Raw genomic sequence first — 20011 nt, 5'->3', positions numbered from 1 at the left:
GTGAACAGAACCGAATTCATCATCGCCACTGCCGTTATCCTGTTTGCAGCTTTCTGCATGGGCTGGTTCGCCAACTGGCTGGCTCATCGTCTGTCCCGCGTCCGCCAAAGCGACGTCGCTGATCTGGACCGTATGAGCCAGGAGTTACATGAAGCCGAAGAAACCCGCGATCAGGCGATTACCTACCTGCAACAGCGCGAGGCCGAACTGTCCAACCAGCTGACCCAGACCGAAGCCGAACTTGCCGCCGCGATGGACGGCCTGCGCGCGGCGCGGCAAGAAGCGGAAGAACTCCGCGGGCGGATAAACAACGCCGACTGAACCTTGGCGTCGACTGCACAACCTGAGCTTGCCTCAGGACAACAGTAAACAAGATCGGCGTGTTTTGGCCGGTCTGTTTCTTTCGCCTTCAATATTGACGACAAATTCAATACTACGAATTGGTGTGTTTTTACCTACACACATCACTGTCCACTATCCAGAAAATTGGAGTGTACTATGAATTTCCAAGATACTTTGAAAACCGCCACAGTGCTTTGCGCATTTTCCGCAACCTCAGCCCTGGCTTCCGGCGATGTCATCCCCTCGGAAAACGATACGTTTTCAAATTGGGGGAAGAATCCGGATGGACCATCTTTGTAGATGATACGCGCGGGTCCTGCCTGATCGAGCGCATGGACGAAAACCAGAACGTCGTTCAAATGGGCCTGACCAAAGACCATGAGATGGGCTATCTGGGGGTTTTCACGAAGAATGACATCGGCCTGAAAGGTAAGAAGGAAAAGATTTTCCTGTCACTGGACGGCAACGTTTATGAGGCCGAAGCGCACAAGAAAACCAAGCACCTGGCCGATGGATATACCGGCGGGTACATCCTGGCGAACAACGCTCAGTTCGTTGACGACGTCATCAACAAAAACGAAATGATCGTGTTCCCGGAAAAGGAATTCGCATTCACCGTCAACCTGGATGGAACAAAGAAAGCCATTGAGGCAGCACGGACCTGCAACGCGGAACAATCCAGCTAATCTGCCCTGACACGCGCCGGCATCCGCCCGACGGGTGCCGGTTCGCGTATTACCAGCGGGTCAACGCGTCTTCGTCTTCATCTTTCGCGGCCACCCACTCTGCCCCGCCCGAGGTGATCTCTTTCTTCCAAAAGGGCGCGCGGGATTTCAGATAGTCCATCAAGTACTCTGCCGCCTCGAATGCATCCTTGCGATGCCGCGCAGCCGTGGCGACCATCATGATCCGGTCCCCCGGGGCCAGCCGCCCGTGGCGGTGGATTACCAGAACATCCCCCAAAGACCAGCGTTCCTGAGCCTCTTCGGCGATCCTGGTCAGCGCGCGCTCGGTCATGCCCGGGTAATGCTCAATCTCCATCACATCCAGATCACCCGTGGCCAGATCGCGCACGATACCGGTAAAGGTCACGATGGCGCCGTTGGCTGAATCTCCTGACGCAAAAGCGTTGGCTTCGGCGCCAAGGTCAAACGCTTCTTCCTGAACGGCAATACGCATCGCGTCAGCCGCCGGTCATGGGCGGAAAGAACGCCACTTCACGCACACCGGCCAGCGAGGCGTCAAAGTCCGAAAGTTCCTGATCCAGCGCTACCCGCAATGCGGACAGGTCCGCAAAGGCGGCGGCATAGCGGTCTTCTCGCGCGCTCAGCTCGGCCACAAGGTCGGATACGGTTGCGGCCTCGGTCTCGACCCTTTCTTTCGGCAGACCGATGCGTTCGCGCACCCATGCGAAATACAGCACATCCATCGCTCAGCTCTCCTTCAGATGCGGCATGGCTTTACGTAGGTAGTCGTAGCCCGTGATCAACGTCAGAGTGGCCGCGATCCACAACAACCAAAGCCCGATCCGCCCGGACCAGAACATCCCCTCAAGATGCCAGCGCAGGCCGTTCAGGTCCTCGATCTCGCCCATCAGGACCCGATCGAGAGTTTCGGCATCCATGCCAAAGGACCCCATCACAAAATGGTGCTCGAATATCCCTTGCGAAAAAAGGATGGCAATCGCCACCATCTGCGCAGTGGTTTTCCATTTGGCCAGCTTCGTGACTTTCAGCGTCCCGGCCACGTCACCCAGATATTCACGCAAGCCCGAGACGAAAACCTCGCGAAACAGGATGACGGTCGCGGGCAGTACCAGCCAGGGCGTCCAGTGCTCGGCGGAATAGCCGACCAGAATCATCAGGGCGATCACAACCATCGCCTTGTCGGCAATCGGGTCCAGCATGGCCCCGATCTTGGTTTCCTGTTTCCACGCACGCGCCAGATATCCATCGAACCAGTCGGTGATGGCGGCCGTCAGAAACAGGATCAAAGCGAACCAGTCCGCCCAGGGGCGGGTGAAATACAGAAACATCACGGCCAGACCGGGTGCCGCCAACAGGCGCAGGACGGTCAGGATATTGGGCAGGTTCCACTTCATGGATCGACACTACATCGCCACTTCGGGACAGAAAAGACAGCCATGCAAAAAACTGACCCGATCACAGGCGGTTGCGGCACTGGTGGTCAAAGGGTCGCAAGCCGGACATCTCAACCAGATACAGCTTGGCGCGCGCGCGCTTTGCCGTCAGATTGGCGTGCGGACCGGTTGGGGAACGACAGCAGCATGACACCGCATATTCAAACGGACCCCCGGTCAAACCTGATCGGCAGTTTATGGATGATCTCGGCAATGGCGCTGTTTGCGCTCGAGGACGCGCTGCTGAAAAGCGCCTCGGCCGCGTTGCCGATCTGGCAGGTCCTGATTCTGTTCGGCGCGGGCGGTGCGCTTGTGTTTGGAATTGCCGCCTTGCTGCGCGGCACGCGGCTGTTTCAGCCTGACGTGCTATCGCGCCCGATGAAGGTGCGCGTGGTCTTCGAAATCCTTGGGCGTTTGTTCTACGTGCTGGCCATTGCGCTGACACCCCTGTCTTCGGCCACGGTAATTCTGCAGGCCACGCCCCTTGTCGTGGTCGCCGGAGCGGCCCTGTTCTTTGGTGAAACCGTCGGCTGGCGGCGGTGGAGCGCAATCCTGATCGGGCTGATCGGCGTCGTGATCATCATCCAGCCGACCGGGGACAGTTTCTCGGCCCTCTCCATCCTCGCCGTGTTGGGAATGCTGGGCTTTGCCGGACGCGATCTGGCCAGCCGTGCCGCACCCGCGTCGCTGGGAACCGAAGTGCTGGGGTTCTATGGCTTTCTTTGCATCGTCGTTGCCGGTTTAGCCTATCGGTTCTGGGAAAATGTGCCGATGGCCGCTTTGACCCTGCACACAAGCCTGCACCTGGTTGGTGCCACACTGATGGGCACAATCGCCTATGCGTCGCTGATGAAGGCGATGCGCACGGGCGAGGTCTCGGCGGTCACGCCCTTCCGCTATTCCCGGTTGTTGTTCGGTATCGGACTGGGGGTCGTCATGTTTGGCGAGCAATTGGACCGGACCATGTGGACCGGCAGCGCGCTGATCGTTGCCTCGGGGCTGTACATCCTGTGGCGCGGGCGGAAGGTCTAGCCCTTGTCGTGGAAGTAATCGTAAACCTTCTGCGCCAGCCCGGCTGAGATCCCCTCGACCGCCTTCAGGTCTGCCAGATTGGCTCGGCTGACGGCCTTGGCACTGCCGAAATGCGCCAGCAACGCCCGTTTGCGCGCGGCGCCCACCCCCGGGATTTCGTCCAGAGGTGTCGCGCCCACCGCCTTGGCCCGTTTCGCGCGATGTGTTCCGATGGCAAACCGATGCGCTTCGTCCCTTAGGCGCTGAATGAAATACAGCACCGGGTCGTTACGTTTCAGCGCAAAGGGGCGCTGACCGATGCGGTGAAATTCTTCTTTGCCGTGATCTCGATCAACGCCCTTGGCGACACCCACCATCGGGATGTCTTCCACGCCATGTTCGACCATAATTTCGTGCACGGCACTCACCTGCCCAGCGCCGCCATCGATCAACAGCAAATCGGGCCAAAGCCCCTTGTCCCGGTCTGGGTCCTCCTTTTGCAGACGGGTGAACCGGCGGGTCAGAACCTCTTTCATCATGCCGAAATCATCACCGGGGGTCAGATCATCGCCCCGGATGTTGAACTTGCGATAGGCGTTTTTCATGAAGCCTTCCGGGCCCGCAACAATCATGCCGCCCACCGCGTTGGTGCCCTGAATGTGGCTGTTGTCGTAAACCTCGATCCGGTTCGGCTGACTGTCCAGATCAAACGCCTCGGCCACGCCGCGCAACAGCTTGGCCTGCGTCGCGCTTTCCGACATGCGCCGGGCCAGAGATTCACGTGCGTTGCGCAAGGCCCCAGCCACCAGTTCCTGCTTCTCGCCGCGCTGGGGCACAAGGATTTCGACCTTTCGGCCAGCCTTCTCAGACAGTGCCTCCTGCATCAGATCGGCGTTTTCGATCCCGTCTGACAGGATCAATTGCCGGGGCGGTTCCTTGTTGTCGTAAAACTGACCCAGAAAAGCTTCCATGACCTCGGCCGCCGAGACGTCTGGCCCCACACGCGGATAGAAATCCTTGTTGCCCCAATTCTGGTTGGCGCGGATGAAAAACACCTGAACGCAAGCCTGCCCGCTGTCCATGTAAAGACCGATGATATCTGCCTCGGCCACCCCTCGCGGATTGATGCCCTGCGAGGTCTGCACCTGCGTCAGCGCCCGGATGCGATCACGCAGACCGGCGGCGCGTTCGAACTCCATCGCCTCGGAGGCGGCCATCATCTGTTCAGCCAATTCTTCCTGCACCCGAGTGGAGCGCCCTGACAGGAACCGTTCCGCATCCTTGACGCTTGCGCCATAGTCAGCCTCGGAGATCAGACCGACGCACGGCCCGGAACAGCGCTTGATCTGATAAAGCAGACAAGGTCGTGTGCGGCTGTCGAACATGGAATCCGAGCAGTTGCGCAGCAGGAACGCCTTTTGTAGCTGGTTCAGGGTCCGGTTCACCGCACCCGCACTGGCAAATGGGCCGAAATAGGCCCCCTTTTCCTTTTTCGCCCCGCGATGTTTCTTGATCTGCGGAAAAGAATGATCCTTTGCGACAAGAATATTCGGAAAGCTTTTGTCATCGCGCAGCAGCACGTTGTATTTCGGCTTGAGCTGCTTGATCAGGTTCTGTTCCAGCAGCAGCGCTTCGGTCTCGGTCCGGGTGGTCAGGAACATCATCGACGACGTCCCAGCAATCATCCGCTCGATCCGCCCCGAATGCCCCGGACGCGCATAGTTCGACACTCGCGCCCTGAGGTTCCGCGCCTTTCCCACATAAAGAACGCGGCTGTCGCTATCCAGCATGCGATAAACACCGGGTGAGCTGTCCAACGTTTTCACGTAACGCTGAATGCAGGCATAGCCGGTGGGCTGCGTGTCTGATGAAGGGTCGTCCTGGGTGGTCATTGGCCTGAGATATGATTCTCTGACCATGGCTGCAATCTTGTCGACCTCAGATCAAGAGTAAACAAGTCCACGGTTTCTGTGGATAACTGTGCAGATAACTTTTGTATCGCCTCGTTTTTCCCTTGTTTCATTGCCTATTTCCCTGTTTGCCTAATAATTAGGCGATCATTTAACCACCTGTTATTTATAGAGATTTTTTCTCACGCGTGACAAGTGTATGAAAAAAAAGACATTTTTGTAACGTGCCGGTAACACAAATGAGAGCGGTGCAAAACTTACAGCAAAATTGCCTATTCCAGTCCCAGCACGTCAGGCGTCCGCCAGCCAAGGTGCTGGCCGCCGTCGACGCAAAGCAACTGCCCGGTTACGGCATGGGCATCCAGAAAATACCCCAGCGCCGCGGTGATATCGGAGGGGTTCGCGCCGCGTTCCAGAACAGTATTGGCGCGTTGCGCTTTGAAGTGCCCTTCGCTTTGCCGGTGGCCCTGCATGGTCGGACCCGGCCCGATCGCATTGACGCGGATCGCGGGCGTCAGCGCCTGCGCCGCGGTGCGTGTCAGCGCCCAAAGACCCATCTTGGCAATGGTGTAGGACATGAATTCCGGCGTCAGCTTGCGCACCCGCATGTCGACCATGTTGACGATCAGACCGGTGGCAACGGGCTCGCCCGCGTCGTCCGTTTCAGGCTCCAGGCCCTGCGCAGCCATTGCCTGCGTCAGCACAAACGGCGCGCGCAGATTGCTGTCGAGATGGCGGTCCCAGCTTTGCCGAGTGGCCGTCCGGATATTGTCGTACTCAAAGACCGAAGCATTGTTGACCAGACAGGTGATCGGCCCGCCCAGCGCCTCGACCGCGCGAGGCAGCAGCGCCTGAACCTGGGCTTCGTCCAGCAGGTCGGCCTGTAGTGCAACGGATTTGCGCCCCATCGCCTGAACCTCGGCCACGGTCTCCTCTGCCGGGGCCCGCGAACTGGCGTAGTGAACCGCGACGTCATATCCCCGCCGCGCAAGAAAAAGCGCCATGGCCCGGCCAAGACGAATGCCTGAACCGGTAACTAGAGCTCGGGTCATGGATCACCTTTCTTCGTCAGATCACGCCAGCAGGATGATGACATAAATCACGTAAAGGATGGACAGGACAAAACCCCAGGTCCGTGTGATGTCTTGCTTGAGGAAAACAAACGGGATCAGCAGAAGCGACGCGCCCAGCATGACCCACAGATCGAAGTGCAGGAACTCGGGACCGACGGGAATGGGACCGACCAGCGTCGCGATCCCCACAATCGCCAGCAGATTGAACATGTTCGAACCGATGACGTTCCCCAGCGCCACATCTGCCTGCCGGCGCAGCGCCGCCATGACCGTTGTCGCCAGCTCGGGCAAAGATGTTCCGACCGCCACCAGCGTCAGTCCGATCACGGTTTCACTGACACCGTAATGCCGCGCAATTACTGTTGCGTTCTCGACCAGCAAATGCGCACCCATCGGCAGGCCGACCAGACCCAGAACCAAAAAGATCGACACTTTCCAATAGGGCATTTCGGGATCGGCTTCTTCCAATCCTTCCAGCTCCTCATCGTCGGCGCAGGCTTTGCCACAGGCCTTGCGATGGGCACGGGCTTCCCGGAACGCGTTCCACAGCATCAGAGCCAACGCAGCCAGAAGTATGAGGCCACTGATCACGGTGAACGTGCCGCAGAAGGCCAGCCCGATGAACAGAACCGAGGCAAGCAACATGAAAACATAGTTCTTGCGGCTGTCGCATTCACTGGTGTGAAGCGTAGCAAGCAGCGCGGGAAGGCCCAGCACCAACAGGATATTCGCCGTGTTCGACCCGACGACGTTCCCCAGTGCGATACCGGGCGCGTTTTCCAATATGGCACTGATGGAGATCAGCAGTTCCGGTGCCGATGTGCCAAAGGCAACAATCGTCAGACTGACAATCAAAGCAGGCACGCCCAGACGCAGACTCAGGTTGACCGCCCCCCGAACCAGCGCGTCTCCGGCCAGCAAAAGGATCAGCAATCCAAGGCCGGATAACAGCCATGCCGTCATGTCCGCCCTCCTTTTTCGCAGGCGCAGGGGCCTTTACCGATCCTGAACCGCCCGCAGCGGGGACATCGTGAGGACTGCAGCCGCTTCTGCCCCGGAAAGCGCAACTTTCCGAACATCGCCAATACACCCATGGCGATCAGAAAAAGAGTGACGGCCTTGATGATCACGCTACAAGCCGAAGCGCGCGTAAGCCGCCCGCTCCTCCAGCCCGGCAATGGCATCCTGCGCCACGGCGGCCCCAAAGCGGGACCAGATCGGTTTGCGGACGCCGTAGCGGCGGAATTTCACCTTGTCGCCAAACCGCTCCTGCATCTTAGGTTTGAGATGGGCAATACCATCGATCAACCCCAGCTCCTGCGCGCGTTTGGCCAGCCAGATCTCGCCACTGAACAGGTCCGCCGCGTCATCCAGCTTGTCACCGCGTCGAGTGACGACATGGGTGATGAAGTTATCGTGGATAGCGCCCAGCAAACCCTGCAGTCGTGCCACATCCTCTTTCTTTTCCGGCGCGAAAGGGTCCAGCATGGATTTCGACTGACCCGCTGTGTGTACGCGCCGTTCGAGCCCCTGGCGTTTCAGGAACACATGCGCACCAAAGCCCGAAGAAATCACGCCAATCGAACCCAGCACGGAACTGTCATCGGCAAAGATCTCATCCGCAGACGCCGCCAGCCAGTAGCCGCCCGAGGCCGCGACATCCTCGACAAAGGCGAAAACAGGGATGTTAAGCTCCTCCGCCAGCCGCCGGATACGTGCGCCGATCAAGGAACTTTGCACCGGGGAACCGCCGGGCGAGTTGATCTCAAGCGCGACGGCAGCAGGCTTGCCCTTGCGAAATGCCTTTTCCAGAATCGGGGCCAGCGTGGTGTCGTTCAGCGACCCGCGACCGGCCATCCCGATCGCGCCGGACAAACGCACAACGGCCACAAGCGGCTGCTTTTTGACAAACGGAAGGCTGAGTTTCATGGATGCCGATGTAGAGTGCTGCCTGACGGTAAACAAGAGACGGACGCGGCCATAAACGCGACGTGAACCAAATAAACACATCCGATGGGCAAAAATGCAACGCCCTAGCTGCGAATGCGCCAGCCGGTTTTGAAGATCCAGCCGATGATGCCCAGACAGATCCCGGTAAAGGCCAGAATGGCCAGCAGGCTAAACACGATGGGCACATCCGCAAGCCCGTAGAAGGACCACCGGAACCCCGAAATCAGATAGACGACCGGATTGAACAGGGTGATTGTCTGCCACACCGGCGGCAGCATCGAGATCGAGTAGAATGTCCCGCCCAAAAAGATCAAAGGCGTGACCACAAGTTGCGGCACCAGCGACATCTGCTCGAAATTGCTGGCCCAGATACCAATGATGAAGCCCAGCAACGAAAAACTGAGGCAAGTCAGCACCAGAAAGGCCATCATCGCCAATGGGTGTTCAATCCTGAGATCCACAAAGAAGGTAGCGGTAATCAAAATCACCACGCCCACAAACAACGCTTTTGTCGCTGCCGCGCCAACGTAACCGATCACGATTTCGATGAAATTGACCGGGGCCGACAGGAGTTCGTAGATCGTGCCCAGGAATTTCGGGAAATAGATGCCGAAAGATGCGTTCGAGATCGAAAGCATCACCACCGACAGCATGATAAGCCCCGGCACGATGAAGGCGCCATACGATACGCCCTCAACCTCCTGGATGCGGCTGCCGATGGCCGTGCCGAAGACCACGAAATACAAAGAGGTCGACAACACCGGCGACAGAAAGCTTTGCGCCAGAGTGCGGAAAAAGCGCTGCATCTCGAACCGGTAGATGGCGGCAATGGCAGACCAGTTCATGCGGGTTCTCCCGACACCAGGTTGACGAAAATCTCCTCAAGGCTCGACTGCCGGGTCTGCACGTCACGCAACACCAGACCGGCCTGTGCAACATCGTTCAGCAACGTGGTGATACCCGTCCTGTCGGCATGCGTGTCGTAGGTGTAGACCAAGGTGTCCCCGCTTCCGTTCAGAACCAGATTGTGCGCGGCAAGACTGTCCGGGATGGTCGGGATCGGCTCGGTCAGCATGACCTCGATCTGCTTTTTCCCCATCTGCGCCATCAGGGTGTCCTTGTCCTGCACCAGCAACAACTCACCCTTGTCGATGACGCCTACACGGTCGGCGATGGCCTCGGCCTCTTCGATGTAGTGGGTGGTCAGGATGATGGTGACACCGGCCCGCTTCAACTCGGCCACGATCTCCCACATGTCCTTGCGCAATTCGACATCAACACCGGCGGTGGGTTCATCCAGAAACAGCACGCGTGGCTCATGAGCCAGCGCCTTGGCAATCAGCACCCGCCGCTTCATGCCGCCCGACAATTCCCGGATGGCGTTTCTGCGCTTTTCCCACAGCGAGAGCTTGCGCAGAATCTCCTCAAGCCGGGCGTTGTCACGGCCCAGCCCGAACAGACCCCGGGAAAACCGCACCGTGTTCCAGACCTTCTCAAACGGTTCCAGCGCAATCTCCTGCGGCACCAGACCGATCATCCTGCGGGCGGCGCGAAACTCTGTCTGAATATCGTGACCACCCACCGTGACAGACCCGGAACTGGGCGTGGTTATCCCGCAAATCGTTGAAATCAGAGTTGTCTTTCCGGCCCCGTTTGGCCCCAGCAGTGCCAGTATTTCACCTTGCTCGATATCCAGAGAGACGCCTTTCAGCGCTTCAAAACCATCGGCATACGATTTTCGCAGATCCCTGATGGACAGAATGGTGGTCATGCATATTCCCTGTGGTGACAGCGACCCATCCGTGCCGCGCCGTTACCGAACGGACCATTTACAAACGGATCAGTCCCGGCCCGTCAAGCGCCCCAGCCATCCTTTACCGCTTTCCCCATCCCCGTCTTCCGCAGTTTCTTCTGCCGGACCTTCGAAATGCGACTGCAGGTTTACGAAGAACTGATCTGCCATTTTCTTGGCAAAACCGTCGATCAGACGGCTGCCCAGTTGCGCAAGTTTGCCACCGACACTGGCATCGACGTCATAGCTCAGAACTGTGCCGCCCTCGGCGTTTGGCTGAAATGTCACCGTGGCGCGACCCTTGGCAAAACCCGCCGCGCCGCCCTTTCCCTCACCAGCAATGGTCAGCCGTTCGGCCTCGACCATGTCCGACATTGTGACGATGCCTTTGAACGTCGCCTTTACCGGGCCAACCTTCTGCACAACCGTGGCCTCGTAGCCGTCCTGCGGGTTGCCCGAAACCTCTTGCGCGCCGCTGACACAGGCTTTCAAAACCTCCGGGTCAAGCAACGCGGCATACAACTCGGCAGGCGATGCCTTGATTTCACGGGTATCACTCATCTGCATGGTCGCGGACCCTTTGTCGTTTCTCTGACGGTTCTCACAGACCTAGCGCTGAATAGTGGTGGCAGGCAAGCACGCCGGATTCGAAACGCACCCGCCCGGCAACTCCGACCTTGCATTTTTGCGGCCATCCCGAAATTTTGCGCGACAACGGAGGACAGTCATGCTGCACGGAATACGCGTCATCGAAATCGAAGCGCTGGGACCTGGCCCATTCGCGGCCATGTTGCTGGCGGATCTTGGGGCGGACGTCATTACCATTCACCGCAAGGGCGGGGCTGTGACACCCGGAATGCCGGAACGTTCGCTGCTGGATCGTGGAAAACGCTCAATCGATCTGGACCTCAAAAATCCCGATGACCTTGAAACGGCCAAACGCCTGATCGCCTCGGCCGATGCGCTGATCGAAGGATTTCGCCCAGGTGTCATGGAAAAACTGGGCCTCGGTCCGCAGATCTGCCAGGCCCGGAACACCAGGCTGGTTTACGGCCGCATGACCGGATGGGGACAGGACAGCCCGCTGTCGGGCGACGCTGGCCACGATCTGAACTATATCGCCATGTCGGGCGCACTCTGGTACGCCTCTGCTCCGGATCACCCGCCGCAAACACCGGCAACGCTGGTCGGCGATATTGGCGGAGGGGCGATGTATCTGGTCGCCGGTGTTCTGGCCGGACTGATCAATGCGCAACGAACCGGACGAGGCACCGTTGTCGATGCGGCGATCTACGACGGATCCGCCCATATGATGAACCTGCTGATGAGTCTACGCCAGACCGGCAACCTGTCAGACACCCGCGGTCAAAGCCTGCTGGACGGTCCGCACTGGAGCCGCACCTATCGCTGCGCCGATGGTGGCTTTGTCTCGGTTCAATGCCTCGAACCGAAATTCTACGCTGTTTTCCTGAGCGTTCTGAATCTGTCCGGGGATCCGGCTTTCAAGGAACAGTTCAAGCCACAGCTCTGGCACGACCAGACGCGGCGGCTGAGCGCCATATTTGCCGACAAGCCCCGCGATCACTGGGCAGACCTGTTCAATGGCACCGACGCCTGTGTCGCCCCGGTCCTCAGCCCGCAAGAGGCGCAGAACCACGAGATGAACCTCGCCCGCCAAACCTGGCGGGAGGTTGACGGAACCTTGCAGGCTGCCGGCGCGCCGCGGTTTTCAGACGCCAATTGGCAACCCGGCGTCAGCCCTGCTCGCGGTGAGCACACTGGGGAAATCCTGGCCGAACTCGACAACCTGCGCTGATCCGCCCCTCATCTGGCCGGAAATATCCCGGGGGATGAATTGGCCGAAGGCCAAGAAGGGGGCTGGCCCCCTTGCCCGTCGTTAACGACCGCGCACCGTATCGATCATCAATTGCACGTTGTCCGGGTTCGCGTCCGGCGTGATCCCATGCCCAAGATTGAAAATGTGCGGCCCATTCGAGAATGCCTCGACAATTCGCCGCGTCTCATCGACCAGCGCCTGCCCACCTGTCACCATATGCGACGACGCCAGATTTCCCTGAACACATCCATCGGCCTGCACATGTTCTGCAGCCCACTCGGGCGACACGGAATTGTCCAACGCGACACAATCCACACCGGTGGCCTTGGCAAAACCGACATAGCCGTCCCCTGCCTCACGCGGAAAACCAATGATAGGGATGCCCGGGTGACGTTCCTTGATGGCCTTCGTGATAACCCGACAGGGCTCAAGGGCGTATTTGCGGAACGCTTCACCCTTCAGCGACCCGGCCCAGCTATCGAAAATCTTGACCACCTCGGCCCCGGCTTCGATCTGGGCGGAAAGGTATTCGATCGTGGCCAGGGTGATCCGGTCCATCAATGCTTCGAACAAGGCAGTGTCACCTTCGCGCAGCGCATGGGCTGGGCCCTGATCCGGCGTGCCGCGCCCGGCAATCATGTACGTTGCCACGGTCCAGGGCGCGCCAGCAAATCCGATCAGCGTGGTTTCGGAGGGCAGTTCCCGCGCCAGAATCCGAACCGTTTCGTAGACCGGAGACAAGGTTTCGTGGATGTCCTCTACCGGCTTCAGAGCGTCAAAATCGGACTGCCGTGTGATGGTCGACAGGCGCGGCCCTTCACCCGTGACGAACCACAGGTCGGCACCCAGCGCCTGTGGCACCAGCAGGATATCGGCAAACAGAATGGCTGCGTCGAACCCGTAGCGGCGGATCGGCTGCAAAGTGACCTCGGCGGCCAGTTCGGGGTTGTAGCACAAGGACAGGAAATCCCCTGCTTGCGCCCGTGTCGCGCGATACTCCGGCAGATACCGCCCCGCCTGACGCATCATCCAGATCGGCGGCACGTCCTGCACCTCGCCCGCCAGCGCCCGCAGCAGTTTCTTTGTCTCGGCCATATTTGTCCCCAATCGTCCGGTTTGCCGCAACGGGTCTGCCTTCGGCGGCAATTTGTCAAGCTCTGCCCCCATTGTCAGGGCAATGTGACGCGACTAAAGCTGTGCGCATGACATTGACTCTGCCGACCCCCGCATCGCCGCTGAAGATTGGAACCCGTGGCTCGCCACTGGCGCTGGCGCAGGCCTACGAAACCCGTCAAAGACTGCGCGATGCGTTTGATCTGCCCCAAGAGGCGTTCGAGATCGTGGTCATCAAGACCACCGGCGACAATCGCGCCATGATCGACGCGGACCGCCCGCTGAAGGAGATCGGCAACAAGGGCCTGTTCACCAAGGAAATCGAAGAGGCAATGCTGCGCAGCGATATCGACATCGCCGTGCATTCGACCAAGGACATGCCGGTCGAACAGCCCGCGGGACTGGTACTGGACACGTTCCTGCCGCGTGAGGATGTTCGCGACGCTTTCATCTCGCCGGACCTGAGTTCCATCCATGACCTGCCCGATGGCGCCGTGGTCGGCACGTCGTCGCTGCGCCGCAAGGCGCAATTGCTGAACCGGCGGCCTGACCTGAAGGTTGTCGAGTTCCGGGGCAACGTTCAGACCCGGCTGAAAAAGCTGGGCGACGGGGTGGCGGACTGCACCTTTCTGGCCATGGCCGGACTGCGCCGACTGCAGATGGACGACGTCCCCGCCACGGCCATTGCGCCCGAGGACATGCTGCCCGCCATCGCGCAGGGCACTATCAGCATTGAACGCCGGGCGTCCGACACCCGTTCGGCTGAAATGCTCGAAGCCATCCACCATGCCGAGACCGGACAGCGCATGTCGGCGGAACGCACGCTGCTGGCGGCGCTTGACGGTTCCTGCGAGACACCGATCGCCGGCCTAGCCGAAATTCTGAATGGACAACTTCGGCTGCGCGGAGAAGTCCTGCGCCCAGACGGGTCAGAATCAATCGCCGAGGATGTGACCGGAGATGTTGCAGACGGCGCGGAAATGGGTCGCCAGATGGCAGCGAGACTGCTGCAACAGGCCGGACCGGGCTTCTTCGACTGGAAAAAATGAAAAAAGTTTTAACAATGTGAACTGCTTCACTGTGAGCCTCGAAGTTTATCGGCATTACAGTGACATACCGATCAGCAAGGCGGGTCAGTTTCGAAAGTATCGAAAGATTTTCTGGTTGCTGGTGTTTTAAGTGGTTTTCGAGGGGGCGAAACCGATCCCCGAACTCTGATCGGTAAGGGCCGCTGTCATAGCCTGACAGCGGCCCATTTTGTTTTGCGATCCTCACCAGCTAATACGATCAGAAAAAGTCAGTTCAACGACTGACAGTCTGACAGAGTGAACGACTTCGAAATCGCGCCGGGCAACCTGCGGTATTCGGTGAAGCCCATTGCACCATAATAGGACAACCCCCCGACATTGGTTTCCCCAATGGTGGCATCTATCGCAGGCAAGCCGACTTTCTGCGCAGCCTGCAAGGTGGATCTGAACAAGGCCCGTCCGATTCCCTGCCGGGCCGATGACGGGTTGATATGCGTGCCAATAATGCCCAGCCCCTCAGCGACCTTGTACGGATTGCCTGCAGTTGCAAGCTTCAAAGACTGGAACCCCAATGCTGCTCCCCGGGGGTCGATGGCGACCGAACACCGGATCTGCTGAGGGTGGCAAAGATAATGCGACAGCGCAAAAGCCGCATCCGATGGTTTGCTGCGTTGTCCGGCAAGAACAAGGGCCTTCAGAACGACGGCCAACCCCTCGGCATCGTCCGCAACGGCGGGGCGAATGGAATAGCTGCTCAATCTATGCCTGCAAGTTTTCCGTCATACACCGTGTGCATGCCGCTCTTCCAATTCACGGGCAAATTCGCTCAGGCGAATCTGAAACTGTCGGCGGAACCGCGATTGTCCCAGCTTCAGGGACTGAAGCAACAGGCGAGCCGGTAGTGACTTCGCAGCAAGCGACATTTCGACACTCAGCCGGGTTTTGCGTTGGGACAGGGCAAGAAAGTCAACCGATGTCACCCCTTTCATACCCTTGCTGGACATCTCAAAGCACATGCGGGACGGGGTATCGCAATCGGTCATCTGTATTTCGACCCGACGCGGTTTTCCCCGCAGATTGAAATCCGTCAGCCAAGTGGCACCAGTTGTTATCGGGGCCTGTTCGTTCAGTCGCCGTACTTCGACACCCCGGCGCATGGCCATCCGCTCGAACCGCTCAAAATCCGCGACCATGTCGAAAACCGCGTCAATCGGGGCCTCGATATCTTCGCGCGCTGAAAACTGCATGTCCGCCCTCGGTGCCTTTGCCTTCGTTCAGTGTCTCGTCAGTCCAGAGTGTCTGCAAGCCAGTTTTGCAGCAAGAAATGCGCAATGGCGCCTTTTCGGGCCGGCAACAAGACCGGATGCTCTCCGGAAAAAGCGCGCATCATTTCCGATTTGCTGACCCACATCGCGTCTTCGATCTCGACCGGATCAATCCTGAGTTCGCGGGACAGGGCCTCACCCGCGCAGCCGAACATCAACGAGGCCGGAAACGGCCACGGCTGGCTGGCCAGATAGTGAACGGCACCAACTGGCACGCCTGCCTCTTCCATTACTTCGCGCCGCACAGCGGCTTCCAGCGTTTCACCCGGTTCGACAAATCCCGCAAGCAGCGAGTACATGCCTTCGGGCCAACCCGGAGACCGCCCCATCAGGACCGAGTTTCCATGGGTAATCAGCATGATCACCACAGGGTCGGTACGCGGAAAATGCTGCCCGCCACAAGTGGGGCAGCTGCGCTGCCACCCCGCCTGTGCAATTTCACTGGCAGCCCCGCAACGCGCACAGAACCGGTGCGTTTCATGCCAGCCGATCACGGCCTTGGCCGCTGCCGCAAGCTCGGCATCGCGGGCGCTCAGCCGCGTCATGATCCGGCGCAATTCGGCAAACACGTACCCGTCCGGCAGGTCCGGATGCTGCTGCTCGGACCGGTCTACAAAAGCACCGATATCCGACAAATCCTGCCCATCCGCCGACCAGTCCGATATATCCGCCGCAAAAATCGGTGCATCGTCTTCACGAAGGCCCAGAAATACCGGGGCTTCCACAACCCCTCCGGGACCTTCGCGCACCAGGCTATGTGCCATCGCGACCAATCCAAGCCGGTCCAGACCTTCGCCCTGCACCAATATCTTGCCACGCCAGACCAGCAGGCATTCGGCGCGTGGATCAGTTTTCATCTGTTCCAGCCTGTCCGAATCTCCCCGGAGATGCGCTGCGCGATCCAGGACCGAGCCGCCAAATGTCACTGTCTCCGCGTTTTTCATTTAATATCCTCAGTGTGTTGCGCACAGGGCTGCCACGACTGCCGAGTTGTTGCAATGCCAATTCATGAACACCTGGACGTGGCAATGCCGCTGAATGGTCCCACCGGCGCCAAGTTATTTGCACTTACTCATTCTTTTGGTGAACATGGCTTAGATTGAATTGCCCAAAGTAGAAAATTGCACCCGACCACTGTTTCGTCTCAGCGCCAACACACTTCAGCCGGTCGCATTCGGATTTTGGCCACGACCGATCTGCATATGAATCTGACAGGGTTCGACTATCACGCGGATGAACCGGATCCGGCGCGGGGCTTCACCCGAACGGCCAGCCTGATCCGCGCTGCCAGAGAAGAAGCGCAGAAAGACGGAGCACTGGTATTCCTGTTCGACAACGGAGATGCCCTTCAGGGAACGCCGTTTGGCGATTGGGCGGCAGAGCAGACTGATGACAACCACGTGTTGATTCAGGCCTTCCGGGAACTTGGCTATGACGCAATCGGACTGGGCAACCATGATTTCGACTTTGGCCTGCCGACGCTGAATCGTATTCTGGACGGCGCACCGTGCCCGGTGATTTGCAGCAATGCCCGGCAATTGACCACCGGGGCCAAATGGAATGACCGCGCAATACTAGAACGCTCTCTTCTGATCGACGGCGTCGAAACCCCGTTTCGTCTGGGTCTTTTGTCGATCCTGCCGCCGCAGACGGAGCAATGGAATGCGCACAGGGTTCAGGATGTGGTCGTGTTCGAAGATATTCTGGAGGCCGCGCAAAAGACGGTCGAGGCCCTGCGCACGGACGGCAGCGATGTGATTGTCGCGCTGGCGCATTCGGGCCTTGGACCTTCGGAACCCGCGCGCGGATTGGAGAACGCCGTCATACCGTTGGCCGCGATCGACGGGATCGACGCCATTGTTGCAGGCCATACGCATCTCACACTTCCCGGCAAGGATCACGAAGGGCTGGATCATACGGACGCAACCCGGGGGCATGTACATGGCAAACCGGTTGTCATGCCTAGCGTCGCCGGGACGCATCTTGGCATCATCGACCTGCATGTGCAGAAAACCTCTGCCGGGCCATGGAAGGTTGTCGGGCAGCAGGTTCAGCTGCCTCCTGTTCTTTCCCGGCACGGGAACGGAGCGGTATCCGAAGACCCCGGAATGCGGCATCTGTTCAGTTACGGCCACAAAGAAACCCGTGCACTGGCCTCAAGACCCGTGGGCCACAACAATCAAAGCCTGCAAAGCTATTTCAGCTTTTGCGCACCGGATCGGGGCCTCGCTTTGGTCGCCAGCGCCCAGGCAGCGGCATTGAACCTCCATCTGGACGAAGACCTACGGGGGCTTCCACTGTTGTCCGCTGTTTCGCCCTGCAAGTTCGGAGGCCGCGCGGGACCGCGCTCCTACACGGAAGTACCGCCCGGAAAGGTTCGTTTGCGCAATGTTTCGGATCTTCATTCTTTCCCGAATGAACTGCGCGCCGTGCTTGTCACCGGCGACATGGTCCGTGACTGGCTTGAAATGTCGGCGGGCATTTTCAATCAGGTTGATGCAGGAGCTGTCCGCACTCTGACCGATGAAACACGGGCCGGGCATAACTTCGATGTGCTGTTCGGCCTGACCTATCGGATCGATCTTTCTCAGCCGGCGCGTTTTGATTCTCACGGAATGCTGGTCGATCCCACCGCAAACCGTGTCTGCGAGATTTGCTGCGGTGGAATCCCTATTGAACCCACCCAGAAATTCGTTGTGGCCCTGAACAGTTACCGGGCCAGCGGCGGCGGACACTTCCCAGTTGCGCATCAGGCCCGGCAGATCGATCTGCCGACCTTACCCATCAGGGACGTCCTGCGCGACTATCTTTCGGGGGGATTACCGGGCGACCCGATGCAATCTGCGCCCTTCCCCTTCAGCCTTGTCCGGCTTCCCGGCCACGCTTCGATTCTGAAAACCGGGCCGGGAGCAAGGGCGCATCTCTCCGAACTGGACGCATACGATCCGCATGTGCTGGGGCATGACCCGGAAGGCTTTCTGCGGATCAGACTGTCACTCTGACGGGTTGTCTTCCTGGCGCAACTTCCCTATATCGACGATTGAGAGGTTGGCGCGGGCGAGCGCCTCGCCAACCTGGTCAGGTCCGGAAGGAAGCAGCCACAACGAGCCCCGCTTGGGTCGATGTCCAACCTCTCACTTCATCCCGCAATCGTCACATCTTTCCGGTCGGAACGGACTTGCTGCTCCGCAGACTCGATCAGCCTCGGCCAGACCGCTTTGTTTTTGCGCGCAAAAACACCAATGTGGCCAATGGATTTCAGCCCGAAATCCTTTGGTTCAAGCACATGACGGTTGGCGTCCGGGCCGTATAGCTCGGCCAGCCTCCGGACCGCATTTTCAGGCACCATCTGGTCGTCCGAAATCGCAAACAGGTCAACCGGACCACCGGCCCGCGACCAGGTCACTGCGGGCAGGCCTTGGCCAATTTCAGGCAGATAGCTGTTCGGCGAGGTGCACCATTTTCGCCATTGCCAGTAGACCTTTGACGGCAGGTCCGAACCAAACCCAATGGCCTTGCCGGGCAGATACCCCAGCATATGAACTGCAAAAGGCGCATGCCCGTACCAGAAGATTCCGGCCAGCCCCCGGTAGGGCCAGGGATGATCCGACAACGTAACCAGGCCGGAACACACACAAATCATCCGGTCGATCTGATCCACATCCGATTGCAATGGCCCAAGCATACCCCCCAGCGAATGACCAATGGTCCACTGCCGCGCACTTGGGAATCGCCGCCGCATCTCGGCCCGGGCCGCGGGAATATCGATCAGCGCCCAATCGGACATGGTGACACGCGAATCCTTCAAACGCCCCGATAGCGATTTTCCGAAATCGCGGTAATCATAGGTCAGACAGGCAATGCCCTGCTCTTCCGCCAGCCACCGGGCAAAATGCTGATAATAGTCCTGGGGAACGCCGGTCGCGCTGTTCAGAACAACTACGATATCAGGCGCTGCAACAGGCAGGTACAGACGACCCGACAGCATAGCCGTCCCGGCGGGAAATCGTATGTCTTCGGTCAAGACCTGTTCCTGTATGTCCAACATCTCATGCTCCGCTCTCAACTGAACAGTTCAGTTCACCTATCTGTCAGGCCAGTCGCCCGCTCAAGTCAACCCGGTGCAAACATGACCAAACGTCCGCTTTCCCGACCACGCATCGGACCAAATGCCTCGGCCCGCGCAATGCGCTTGACTCGGGGACCCCGCAACCGCTAGCGATGAGGCGATGGTTTCCGCGCCCTTTCCGGGGCCGGGATGAAAAGGGAACACGGTGCGGTTCTGTCTGGCATTGCCGGAAGGAACCAAGGCCGAGACTGCCCCCGCAACTGTAAGCGGTGAGCAATGCCGAAACACCACTGGCCGAAAGGCTGGGAAGGTCGGCAAAGCGATGACCCGCAAGTCAGGAGACCTGCCATCGATACTGAAACCGAAACTCGGGCGGGGTGTCCGGGCAGGTCCTGATGGCATAGCCCCGTCACACCTGATC

Annotated in this window: 22 protein-coding genes, 1 other RNA gene and 1 riboswitch; of the genes, 8 read left to right on the top strand and 15 right to left on the bottom strand. The window is 59.1% G+C overall.

The window, feature by feature from the left end; all coding sequences use genetic code 11:
• A complete protein-coding gene (locus ACR0CG_RS03170; protein WP_170614320.1) occupies positions 1-321 on the top strand; it encodes a hypothetical protein in 321 nt (106 codons plus the stop codon).
• Between the two features lie 287 nt (positions 322-608).
• Complete coding sequence (locus tag ACR0CG_RS03165; protein ID WP_480522819.1) at positions 609-1028, top strand: hypothetical protein; 420 nt, start codon at positions 609-611, stop codon at positions 1026-1028.
• A 49-nt stretch (positions 1029-1077) separates the two neighbouring features.
• On the opposite strand, the gene ACR0CG_RS03160 is transcribed toward ACR0CG_RS03165, so the two are convergent.
• Genes ACR0CG_RS03160 through pgsA form a run of 3 tightly spaced genes read right to left on the bottom strand, consistent with a single transcriptional unit; the run spans position 1078 to position 2443 of the window.
• Complete coding sequence (locus ACR0CG_RS03160) at positions 1078-1521, bottom strand: molybdenum cofactor biosynthesis protein MoaE (protein WP_480522818.1); 444 nt, start codon at positions 1519-1521, stop codon at positions 1078-1080.
• A 4-nt stretch (positions 1522-1525) separates the two neighbouring features.
• Positions 1526-1771 carry a molybdopterin converting factor subunit 1 gene (gene moaD, locus ACR0CG_RS03155; protein WP_058281820.1) on the bottom strand — a complete coding sequence of 82 codons (246 nt, stop codon included), beginning with the start codon at positions 1769-1771 and terminating at the stop codon, positions 1526-1528.
• 3 nt (positions 1772-1774) lie between these two features.
• Positions 1775-2443 (bottom strand): CDP-diacylglycerol--glycerol-3-phosphate 3-phosphatidyltransferase, encoded by a 669-nt coding sequence (gene pgsA / locus ACR0CG_RS03150; protein WP_170614317.1) that lies wholly within the window; start codon positions 2441-2443, stop codon positions 1775-1777.
• Here pgsA and ACR0CG_RS03145 point away from each other — a divergent pair.
• On the top strand, positions 2442-2633 hold the full coding sequence (locus ACR0CG_RS03145; protein WP_170614316.1) for a hypothetical protein: 192 nt from the start codon (positions 2442-2444) through the stop codon (positions 2631-2633). The genes pgsA and ACR0CG_RS03145 overlap by 2 nt on opposite strands.
• Positions 2630-3514, top strand: coding sequence for a DMT family transporter (locus ACR0CG_RS03140; RefSeq protein ID WP_170807355.1), 885 nt, complete (start codon positions 2630-2632; stop codon positions 3512-3514). Before ACR0CG_RS03145 ends, ACR0CG_RS03140 begins: the two co-directional genes overlap by 4 nt.
• On the opposite strand, the gene uvrC is transcribed toward ACR0CG_RS03140, so the two are convergent.
• From uvrC to ACR0CG_RS03105, 7 genes are all read right to left on the bottom strand, one after another.
• A complete protein-coding gene (uvrC, locus tag ACR0CG_RS03135; protein WP_480522914.1) occupies positions 3511-5385 on the bottom strand; it encodes an excinuclease ABC subunit UvrC in 1875 nt (624 codons plus the stop codon). The two genes, ACR0CG_RS03140 and uvrC, sit on opposite strands and share 4 nt — an antisense overlap.
• A gap of 290 nt (positions 5386-5675) precedes the next feature.
• Entirely contained in the window at positions 5676-6455 is a 780-nt protein-coding gene (locus ACR0CG_RS03130; RefSeq protein ID WP_170614314.1) for an SDR family oxidoreductase, read from the bottom strand.
• Positions 6456-6476: 21 nt separating this feature from the next.
• Complete coding sequence (locus ACR0CG_RS03125) at positions 6477-7439, bottom strand: calcium/sodium antiporter (protein ID WP_480522817.1); 963 nt, start codon at positions 7437-7439, stop codon at positions 6477-6479.
• Between the two features lie 168 nt (positions 7440-7607).
• A complete protein-coding gene (locus ACR0CG_RS03120) occupies positions 7608-8405 on the bottom strand; it encodes a S49 family peptidase (protein WP_480522816.1) in 798 nt (265 codons plus the stop codon).
• Positions 8406-8509: 104 nt separating this feature from the next.
• Complete coding sequence (locus ACR0CG_RS03115; protein WP_170614311.1) at positions 8510-9271, bottom strand: ABC transporter permease; 762 nt, start codon at positions 9269-9271, stop codon at positions 8510-8512.
• Positions 9268-10197, bottom strand: a complete 930-nt coding sequence (locus ACR0CG_RS03110) for an ABC transporter ATP-binding protein (protein WP_170679543.1) — start codon at positions 10195-10197, stop codon at positions 9268-9270. The genes ACR0CG_RS03115 and ACR0CG_RS03110 overlap by 4 nt, the downstream gene beginning before the upstream one ends.
• Before the next feature lie 69 nt (positions 10198-10266).
• Positions 10267-10785, bottom strand: a complete 519-nt coding sequence (locus ACR0CG_RS03105) for an SRPBCC family protein (protein WP_480522815.1) — start codon at positions 10783-10785, stop codon at positions 10267-10269.
• A 160-nt stretch (positions 10786-10945) separates the two neighbouring features.
• Between ACR0CG_RS03105 and ACR0CG_RS03100 the strand changes: the two genes are divergently transcribed.
• On the top strand, positions 10946-12034 hold the full coding sequence (locus tag ACR0CG_RS03100) for a CaiB/BaiF CoA transferase family protein (RefSeq protein WP_480522814.1): 1089 nt from the start codon (positions 10946-10948) through the stop codon (positions 12032-12034).
• 81 nt (positions 12035-12115) lie between these two features.
• On the opposite strand, the gene hemE is transcribed toward ACR0CG_RS03100, so the two are convergent.
• Complete coding sequence (gene hemE / locus ACR0CG_RS03095; RefSeq protein ID WP_480522813.1) at positions 12116-13150, bottom strand: uroporphyrinogen decarboxylase; 1035 nt, start codon at positions 13148-13150, stop codon at positions 12116-12118.
• Positions 13151-13257: 107 nt separating this feature from the next.
• Between hemE and hemC the strand changes: the two genes are divergently transcribed.
• On the top strand, positions 13258-14217 hold the full coding sequence (gene hemC / locus ACR0CG_RS03090) for a hydroxymethylbilane synthase (protein ID WP_480522812.1): 960 nt from the start codon (positions 13258-13260) through the stop codon (positions 14215-14217).
• 248 nt (positions 14218-14465) lie between these two features.
• On the opposite strand, the gene ACR0CG_RS03085 is transcribed toward hemC, so the two are convergent.
• The 3 genes from ACR0CG_RS03085 to nudC are packed head-to-tail and all read right to left on the bottom strand — an operon-like array spanning position 14466 to position 16465.
• Complete coding sequence (locus ACR0CG_RS03085; protein WP_480522811.1) at positions 14466-14954, bottom strand: N-acetyltransferase family protein; 489 nt, start codon at positions 14952-14954, stop codon at positions 14466-14468.
• Positions 14955-14975: 21 nt separating this feature from the next.
• The gene (locus ACR0CG_RS03080) at positions 14976-15443 is read right to left on the bottom strand and encodes an SRPBCC family protein (protein ID WP_170679533.1); all 468 of its coding nucleotides are present in this window, start codon (positions 15441-15443) and stop codon (positions 14976-14978) included.
• A gap of 38 nt (positions 15444-15481) precedes the next feature.
• Positions 15482-16465: an NAD(+) diphosphatase gene (gene nudC, locus ACR0CG_RS03075; RefSeq protein WP_480522810.1), complete on the bottom strand. Its 984-nt coding sequence runs from the start codon at positions 16463-16465 to the stop codon at positions 15482-15484.
• Between the two features lie 177 nt (positions 16466-16642).
• Between nudC and ACR0CG_RS03070 the strand changes: the two genes are divergently transcribed.
• The gene (locus ACR0CG_RS03070; protein ID WP_480522809.1) at positions 16643-18523 is read left to right on the top strand and encodes a bifunctional 2',3'-cyclic-nucleotide 2'-phosphodiesterase/3'-nucleotidase; all 1881 of its coding nucleotides are present in this window, start codon (positions 16643-16645) and stop codon (positions 18521-18523) included.
• Positions 18524-18562: 39 nt separating this feature from the next.
• Positions 18563-18661: signal recognition particle sRNA small type (gene ffs, locus ACR0CG_RS03065), an RNA gene on the top strand.
• Here ffs and ACR0CG_RS03060 read toward each other — a convergent pair.
• The gene (locus ACR0CG_RS03060) at positions 18661-19569 is read right to left on the bottom strand and encodes an alpha/beta hydrolase family protein (protein ID WP_480522808.1); all 909 of its coding nucleotides are present in this window, start codon (positions 19567-19569) and stop codon (positions 18661-18663) included. The genes ffs and ACR0CG_RS03060 overlap by 1 nt on opposite strands.
• 165 nt (positions 19570-19734) lie before the next feature.
• Positions 19735-19955, top strand: a riboswitch (cobalamin riboswitch).
• Positions 19956-20011 lie beyond the last annotated feature (56 nt).

The sequence above is a fragment of the Ruegeria sp. AB8 genome, from assembly GCF_056542605.1.
The sequence above is the reverse complement of the archived record's forward strand: the minus strand, read 5'-3'. Positions and strand labels throughout refer to the sequence as shown.